The following is a 7078-nucleotide window of genomic DNA, read 5'->3' on the forward strand; positions in this document are numbered from 1 at the left end:
TAAACCGTTCATTATTAACATTGTAGAAAGTGTAGAAGGTGTAGAAACCTTTTTTACCTCGTGCGAGTAGGAAGTATCCTGACTCGGACACATAAAAAAAGGCGCAGCGTCCTCACGACGCCACGCCTTCTACAACTCTAAAACCATTTACTCAATCTATGTCTTCTTCGGTAGTTTCTCTACCTTCTACCTCTACTTCGAGGTTAATATTGAATGTCTCCCGGATCATGCGGTAATCAAAGCACAGAGCCACATCGGGGGTGGATGTTTTCTTGTAGGATACACCGCCGGTCGGTGTCGTCTCCATCTTCTGCACCTCGACACCGTGTTGGATGTTCTTGAAGCGAACCGAGTTCTTTTTGCCCATGTATTCCTTTGAGTTCTCCAGGTAATACATTAGAGAACCTTCAGGAAGGATAGAATCGCCTACCTGCTTGCCAAACTTTTTGTACAGCATGAAGATGCGGTTCTTGCGCATCATCAGGATGGGTTTCGGCTCCTGATACACCTGCTCTATCTTTATCAGGCTGCTTTTAAATTTGTTCAGATATTCGATGCGGTAATCCCCCTCGATGAAGATTTCGCCATCCTGTTGCAGGTAGGAAACCACGTTCCAGAAGTTAGCCAGTTCGTTATTGCTCTTACATTCTGCATTTTGACGGATTATGCCATCAAGCGTTACCCTGCGAATATCCTGATAAGAAAATGGAATTTCCAGTACCCCTTCGAGGGTTCGGAACGCGGCCAACGGTATGATCCAATTTCGCAAGATACGGTCTTCTACCTTTTCTGCGCCGAGCGCTTCCAGCACATCGGACAGGCAGGTATGATAGTTGCTGACAAACTGCTGTTCCATTCGTGCCCGGTGGCGGAGTATCTGAAGTGTCAGGTGAGTAAGGCCACGTTTGCGAATCTCTACCAGTTCGTTGTATCGGCGTTTCTCCTCTTCTGTGAACTCTGATTTGGCAAACGTAAGGAAGATGAGTCGGCTGAACAGCGCGATGTCGGCGGTGGCCATCTCCTGGCCGGAAAGAATCACTCCGGAATCGACAGCGGTTATCTCCCTTTTCTTGTCCCGGTCCATGTTCATGCGTGACCGGCCGGCGCCGTCCCACAGTCCCTTGAGATATTCCCGTTTGTCGATGTCAATGTTATTTTTGAATTCATCGATATGTACCAGGGCGTTGGCGCACTGCGCTACCAGGTCGGCCAGTGCCGGGATGGTCGCATTCTGGATGTTTGGCGGAATGTTCTCTATGATAAACAGAGCCATCAGGCTGTGACCGAGTTCTGATTTACCGGAACCTTTCGGACCGAACAGGTTCAGGATGGGGAAGCTCTTGGTGTATCCGGTGATAATGTCACGAAACAATGTGGCCAGCAGGAAACAGATTCCTACCTTGGCATTGTCACCGAATACCCCTACCAGTTTGGAGAAGTATTCCTTCAGGCTGATGGAAGAGTAGTTCAGGTGCACAAACCGCCGCTCGAACTGGAACAGCTTGTCGTCGTCACGGTAGATCAGGCTGGATGCCGGAAGGTAGTAGTTTCCTTTTTCGCCCAGGCGGACGATACCGTATTCATCAACCGGATGCCACTCGGTGTCAAACACCCCATTGCCAAATGCATAGAATCCCTTGCGGTTCCACCCCAGCTGGGTAATTTCTACCGCCGTCTCCGTCTGCTCGTACAGGTACATCTTCAGCCGGGTCATTTCCTTTTCGGTGGCCAGCCAGATGTAGTTACCCAAACCTTCGACCTTTTGCTTGAATTTCGATAACGATACCAGGTCTTCCTGCTTCATTTCCACGATTTCCTCTTGGCGGTTCTGGTTCTTGATGCGGTACAGTCGTTTTGGATTGAGCGAGTCTTTGATATGGAACATGGGCAGCATCACGAAGTTCGACCATTGAAATTCCTTTCCCTCGTTGGTGGAGTAGTAGCAGTTGTTGGACTCAAAGAAACCATACTTGGCCAGCAGGTCGCGGTTGATTGTCTGCGTCTTGTCAGCCTTGGATTCAGAGATTTTCTTTTTCTCCCGGTTGATGGCCGTAATCCATAGGTTCTTGTGATTGTAGATTTTCTTCAGCTGTTCCAGGTACATCTGCTCTTTGACTTCGTCACCTACCATTGCCACCATTTTGGCTATCTTGGTGACGGCTGCGCTCTTATCTTCGGTGGTACCGTCTGCCTTGAACGCATATCCGGCATACCAGGTAATATAGTCCACTTCTTCCAGGTCTCTGAACTTAGTGCGGCTGGTGCAGTAAGAATCCGGATCATTCTTGGTGTTGCCTTCCCCACATGGTATTTCTTTCACAGATACGGAGAAACCGCACTCCATTGCCAGTTGGCCGGACTTGATTACAGCCGCTATTCCGGTACCGTACTGCTCGCCGGGTTTCACAGCGTCCGCGTCCGGGAGGAAACAGAGGGAAGTAGCGTATCTTTTAATTTGGTAGAACTGTTTCTTTGTCCAAGCGGCACCAAGTGAGGCGATGGTGTTGTTGATTCCGATGGACTGCAGGCGCATCACGTCGGGTGCCCCCTCCACACAGTAGAACTTCTCTTCTTTTGCCGCTTGCCGGATGGCATTGTCAATGCCAAATATGCTGTCCGACTTGTCGTATATGTCGCTTTGACAGGAGTTCAGGTATTTGGGGGTACCGTCCACTTCGCTCATGTCACGGGCTGTCCACCCGATGATGTTCCGGAACCGGTCGCGGATGGGTATCATGATGCGGTCACGATAGAAGTCATAGTATCCGTCACCGTCCTTGCGTTTCCGGATCAGTCCGCACTCCACCATCAGGTCTGCCGAGTATCCAGCCTTGATGGCTGCTTCTGAGAAAGCTGACCAGGAAGGGAGTGCGTAGCCGATACCTTGTTCCTGAGGGTATTGTTCGCCCCATCGCTGTTTGATTTTTGCCCGGGCTGCGTCAGCTTCCGGTTTTTTGAGATTATGAAGAAAGAACTGGGAAGCAAACTCGTTGATGGCAAACATAGACGCGCGTTTCCGGGCCTCCTTTATCTCTTCCGGATTCTTCTGCTCTTTTTTATCCTCAATCTCGATACCGTATTTGTCAGCCAGCCAGTGGCACGCTTCGGGAAAATTCATGTTATTGATTTTCTCGACAAACTTAATGACGTTACCGCCTTCGTGACAGGCTCCGAAGCAGTACCATAGACCGCGCGCCTGGTCCACCATGAAGGAAGGGGTGTCTTCCTGGTGGAACGGGCAACAAGCCTTATACCGTATCCCGGCGCGTTGTAGTTGGACGAATTGTCCGACCACGTCGACAATATCCGCACGGTCGAGGATCTTTTCTATGTCCGAGTTAGAAATCATGTTTTAGAGTGTCTTGGGTACCGGCAAATATCATGTATTTGCCGGGTAAATAAAAGATAGATTAGAAGTGTATGTCGTGATCACGCAGACGGGTGTTGTTGTTGATGTTGTAACACCGGCCGAAGCCGTCCCATCGCACCCGCTTTCGTCGCTCGGAATTTTTGATGATTCCGTTGCTTAGCGACTTGCGGCTGATAATGATGTAGCCGGTCACTTTGCGCACCAGCATGTCGGAGGTATAATAGACATGCTCAATCTGTTTTGTATGGAAGACGGATTCCCATTCTTCCATCCTGTGTAGTTTCATGTTTCCCATAATGCCACTATCTAATCTGTATAACAACTTTTATTTTTACTGAAATCTGATTTTATACGTACCCACATGTTTCCTTAATTCAGAATCGAGATTTAAATATTTAATGGAGACAAACATTTGGAGATACCGTAGTGATTTTGGATCACCTCCCTGGTTCTTGCATAGTCTCATATATTTCCGTGCATGAAATTTTTGCATCCTTCTACGTTTAATCAGGTGTAGTTTGTTCAGTTTTACTATATCTTTTTTCTTTGTCATAATTCAATCTTCTTTTAAAGTTATATGTACATCCACAAAGCAACCACCGGGGCCGGATAAGGCGTTGGGATGGGTATAAGTTACTATGACAAGGGTTTGTCCTAGGAACATCTCAACCTTTTCTATAATAGCTTCCATTGGTTTGCCCAGCCCGGTGGCTTCGGAAGATACCGTTACCAAATCTCCTTGTTTCATATTATACCTCTTTTTGTTAAACGGGATCTTACAATATCTTCGCCCAATTCTATTAAATCCCAAGGATTAGAATATTCTATAATAAATCTCGACATATCCTTATATTCAGCATGATCCTCAATCTTTACGATATGTAATGAATATTCGGAATGTTTTTTTTCTATTATCTTCTTTAATATCTCGGTAATTTCTTTATCACATAAAAAACTTGTTTTTTCCATTCCTTATTCTATGAAATATTCACAACTATATGCTCCGGAATCGCTGGGGAAATCTACATTTACACAATATTCACCTCCCATTAAAAAAGGCTTGTCTGAAGTTACTGTTCCTTCTTCATTGGTGTTCGGATCTGTAAGTTTTGCGCCTTTTACCATTTTGTCTAATGCAGCTTTCATTTTGGATGAAGTAAAGCAGGTTATTTTTCGGCCTTGACGCTCTACATATATTAATCCCATTCCTAATGAAGTACATGCTGCATCTACAGTTTCTTGGACTTCTCGATAACTAAAAACCACAGCTGTTTCAAACTGCTGAACTTTCACATCTGGAAATTTTTCAATGAAATCTTCTTTTGTCATAATTAATCCTCCTTTTCTTTAAACTTCGTCTTGTTTCTTTAACTGATTGGGGTCTCTTATTCTCTTGCTGAAATCTATCAGTTCTTTAAGGTCGTGTACAAGATTATCCAAATCATTGTACCTTTGTTCAACATTGTATAGGATTGTCTGCTGCCGGGTAGTGGCTTCTCCGATTTCTTGTATGCTTAGATATTTATCATACTTTTTTTTAGTTCTAGCAAGCTCTTTTTCTAATGCCTTCAGCATTATGTCTCCGGCGAGATCCATTTCTTCAAATGTAAATCCGATGAATTTGTCAAGAAGCGTTGGAGCCTTGAGCATGGGTCTTGTGACGTATTGCATAATTTTTTGAAATCAATTTTTTACTTATTCATATTGTTGTACCAGGTGATTATCTGGCTTGTATTCTTGAGGTTTAGCCTGACCTTAATGGCTTGTATGGTATTGTGTACCGTATGGATTGAGATATATAATCTGTCTGATATTTCCTGTGGGGAAAGTCCTTCGGCCAGTGCAGCTGCTATTTGTAGCTGTCTGACGGTAAGGACTGATGTACGTTTAGGATTGCATATCACATTTTCATACTGACAGTCACCGGAAACTCTCAGAGGACAATGTACTTGCTCGATGTTGATATTCCCATCGATGAAATCTATCTTTTGGGTATCCAGTTCTCCGCAATTACACCGTATGAAGCGATTCACTATTCTGAATTTCTGGTACCTGGAATTTTTGCTTGACTTGGAATAGCATTGTTCAAGTGCGCGGAACGCATCGGAATAACATTCTCGTATAGTATCCAGCAATTCATCCACTACTTCCCGGCTGGATTCTGATAGCCGGGTCGTATAGTTCCCGTCATCACACATCACATATCCTGATGGCGTGTTGTAGAACTCAACTTGATTTTTCATTTTCTTTTTGAATAAACTTCTCTATCGCTTCTCGTTCAAGTTTTGTCCAGGAGTTGTTTCTCATCTTGTAGAAGAAAGAGGGGTAGGATATGTCGCACAATTCAATCACATCCTGAATGAATTTACTTTTTACTTTACCCGATAGAGATAAATAATAGTTAGATATTACCATTTCTGTTACTTTTTAGATGATTATATTATTTGCTATTGATTTAATTATTAAATTTATAGTGCAAACTTAAAGATTTATTGATAATAATCAAAGTATTGTTTATTGTATATTCAATATTTGTTGATATTTAGAATGATTAAAAATTAAATAATATATGCTTATACCTCAAAGAATAGTTGAATTAATAGAGAGCAACAGATTGACTAAGAAGGGTTTCTGTGAAAAGGTTGGTATATCTGTGCAAACTCTAGAAAACGTTTTAAAAGGCTCAGATATAGGCTCAAAGAGATTAGAAAAGATAGCATTATTTTTCGGAGTATCAATAGATTACTTCTTTGATAATGAGAAAATGCCTCATTCAAATATAGGTCATAGTGTAAATGGTAATGGAAATCTAGTTTCAGGAGATATAAGATTGAACGAGTGTCAAAGGGAAATTGAACATCTTAAAGAATTGTTGTCTGAAAAGGAACGTACAATACAAATTCTATTAAATAAGAATTAAAGCAAGTATGTTCAAAGGATATATCATAGAACAATTAATACGAGAGAGGAAGGTTAAGAAAGCTGATGTTTATCGTTATGCTGATATACAAAAAGCCACTCTTGATAATATAATAAAAGGAACAAATGTTCCTAACTGCAATACATTAGAGAAGATTGCTGATTTTTTCAATGTATCTATAGATATATTTTTTGAAAGAGATAAAAATGATAATACAATGTATAATGGTAATGTTATCAAACAATTATTGTTAGATAAGAAGGTTACAAACAAGGAGCTTTTAAGATACCTTGGGACTGAAGCTAACGCTTCTTTGGCTCAGATTGTGAACGGGAATCCGACAGTGAAGCGTCTGGAAAAAGTTGCAGATTTTTTCGGGGTATCGATGGATGTCTTCTTTGATCGGGAGAAACCTTTCAAGGCTTGTCCATCGGCTCACGAAGATAATGAGCTGCAGTACAAAGAAAAAATTGCCTTGTTGGAACGTTTGCTTGAGGAGAAAGATAAAAGAATTGCGCTCTTAGAGCAAATGAATCAGTTGGTTAACTCCGTTGAAGGTCGGACAAAATCCGGACAAATAATATAAAAAAATAACTGAATTCGAAAACGTAACAGCTTGATTATCAAATTAAGGAAGAGGAAAAGAATTTTCCATAGAGTTCGAGTCTCTCTTCCCGTGCTAAAGAGGATGTGTCAAAATGATGCATCCTCTTTTTCGTTATATAATCATCGTTTTGCCATTTTTCATAGAGTATGATTTATGTTTTTCCTATGTCCATGCCTTTTGG

Annotated in this window: 9 protein-coding genes; 2 read left to right on the top strand and 7 right to left on the bottom strand. The window is 42.4% G+C overall.

Annotated features, from left to right (window positions below; all coding sequences use genetic code 11):
* Positions 1 to 151: 151 nt before the first annotated feature.
* From dnaG to OCV81_RS15150, 7 genes are all read right to left on the bottom strand, one after another.
* On the bottom strand, positions 152 to 3349 hold the full coding sequence (gene dnaG, locus OCV81_RS15120; RefSeq protein ID WP_148330779.1) for a DNA primase: 3198 nt from the start codon (positions 3347 to 3349) through the stop codon (positions 152 to 154).
* Positions 3350 to 3410: 61 nt separating this feature from the next.
* Positions 3411 to 3665: a hypothetical protein gene (locus tag OCV81_RS15125; RefSeq protein WP_148330780.1), complete on the bottom strand. Its 255-nt coding sequence runs from the start codon at positions 3663 to 3665 to the stop codon at positions 3411 to 3413.
* 261 nt (positions 3666 to 3926) lie between these two features.
* Entirely contained in the window at positions 3927 to 4118 is a 192-nt protein-coding gene (locus tag OCV81_RS15130) for a hypothetical protein (protein ID WP_148330781.1), read from the bottom strand.
* A complete protein-coding gene (locus OCV81_RS15135) occupies positions 4115 to 4339 on the bottom strand; it encodes a hypothetical protein (protein ID WP_148330782.1) in 225 nt (74 codons plus the stop codon). Before OCV81_RS15135 ends, OCV81_RS15130 begins: the two co-directional genes overlap by 4 nt.
* Before the next feature lie 3 nt (positions 4340 to 4342).
* Positions 4343 to 4699 carry a hypothetical protein gene (locus OCV81_RS15140; protein WP_148330783.1) on the bottom strand — a complete coding sequence of 119 codons (357 nt, stop codon included), beginning with the start codon at positions 4697 to 4699 and terminating at the stop codon, positions 4343 to 4345.
* A gap of 18 nt (positions 4700 to 4717) precedes the next feature.
* Positions 4718 to 5041, bottom strand: a complete 324-nt coding sequence (locus OCV81_RS15145) for a hypothetical protein (RefSeq protein WP_148330784.1) — start codon at positions 5039 to 5041, stop codon at positions 4718 to 4720.
* 20 nt (positions 5042 to 5061) lie between these two features.
* Complete coding sequence (locus OCV81_RS15150) at positions 5062 to 5613, bottom strand: response regulator transcription factor (RefSeq protein ID WP_148330785.1); 552 nt, start codon at positions 5611 to 5613, stop codon at positions 5062 to 5064.
* A 326-nt stretch (positions 5614 to 5939) separates the two neighbouring features.
* Here OCV81_RS15150 and OCV81_RS15155 point away from each other — a divergent pair, with 326 nt between their 5' ends.
* Together OCV81_RS15155 and OCV81_RS15160 are read left to right on the top strand one after the other, a co-directional pair.
* A complete protein-coding gene (locus OCV81_RS15155) occupies positions 5940 to 6290 on the top strand; it encodes a helix-turn-helix domain-containing protein (protein ID WP_148330786.1) in 351 nt (116 codons plus the stop codon).
* A gap of 7 nt (positions 6291 to 6297) precedes the next feature.
* Positions 6298 to 6876 carry a helix-turn-helix domain-containing protein gene (locus OCV81_RS15160; protein ID WP_148330787.1) on the top strand — a complete coding sequence of 193 codons (579 nt, stop codon included), beginning with the start codon at positions 6298 to 6300 and terminating at the stop codon, positions 6874 to 6876.
* The last annotated feature ends 202 nt before the right edge of the window (positions 6877 to 7078 follow it).

The organism is Phocaeicola fibrisolvens (assembly GCF_025567125.1).
GTDB classification, from domain to species: Bacteria; Bacteroidota; Bacteroidia; order Bacteroidales; family Bacteroidaceae; genus Phocaeicola; species Phocaeicola fibrisolvens.

What these genes read in the sequence shown, in the direction of transcription:
- OCV81_RS15160 (WP_148330787.1), top strand. Translation starts at nt 6,298, where the DNA reads ATGTTCAAAGGATATATCATAGAACAATTAATACGAGAGAGGAAGGTT.
- dnaG (WP_148330779.1), bottom strand. Translation starts at nt 3,349, where the DNA reads ATGATTTCTAACTCGGACATAGAAAAGATCCTCGACCGTGCGGATATT.
- OCV81_RS15125 (WP_148330780.1), bottom strand. Translation starts at nt 3,665, where the DNA reads ATGGGAAACATGAAACTACACAGGATGGAAGAATGGGAATCCGTCTTC.
- OCV81_RS15130 (WP_148330781.1), bottom strand. Translation starts at nt 4,118, where the DNA reads ATGAAACAAGGAGATTTGGTAACGGTATCTTCCGAAGCCACCGGGCTG.
- OCV81_RS15145 (WP_148330784.1), bottom strand. Translation starts at nt 5,041, where the DNA reads ATGCAATACGTCACAAGACCCATGCTCAAGGCTCCAACGCTTCTTGAC.
- OCV81_RS15150 (WP_148330785.1), bottom strand. Translation starts at nt 5,613, where the DNA reads ATGAAAAATCAAGTTGAGTTCTACAACACGCCATCAGGATATGTGATG.
- OCV81_RS15155 (WP_148330786.1), top strand. Translation starts at nt 5,940, where the DNA reads ATGCTTATACCTCAAAGAATAGTTGAATTAATAGAGAGCAACAGATTG.
- OCV81_RS15135 (WP_148330782.1), bottom strand. Translation starts at nt 4,339, where the DNA reads ATGGAAAAAACAAGTTTTTTATGTGATAAAGAAATTACCGAGATATTA.
- OCV81_RS15140 (WP_148330783.1), bottom strand. Translation starts at nt 4,699, where the DNA reads ATGACAAAAGAAGATTTCATTGAAAAATTTCCAGATGTGAAAGTTCAG.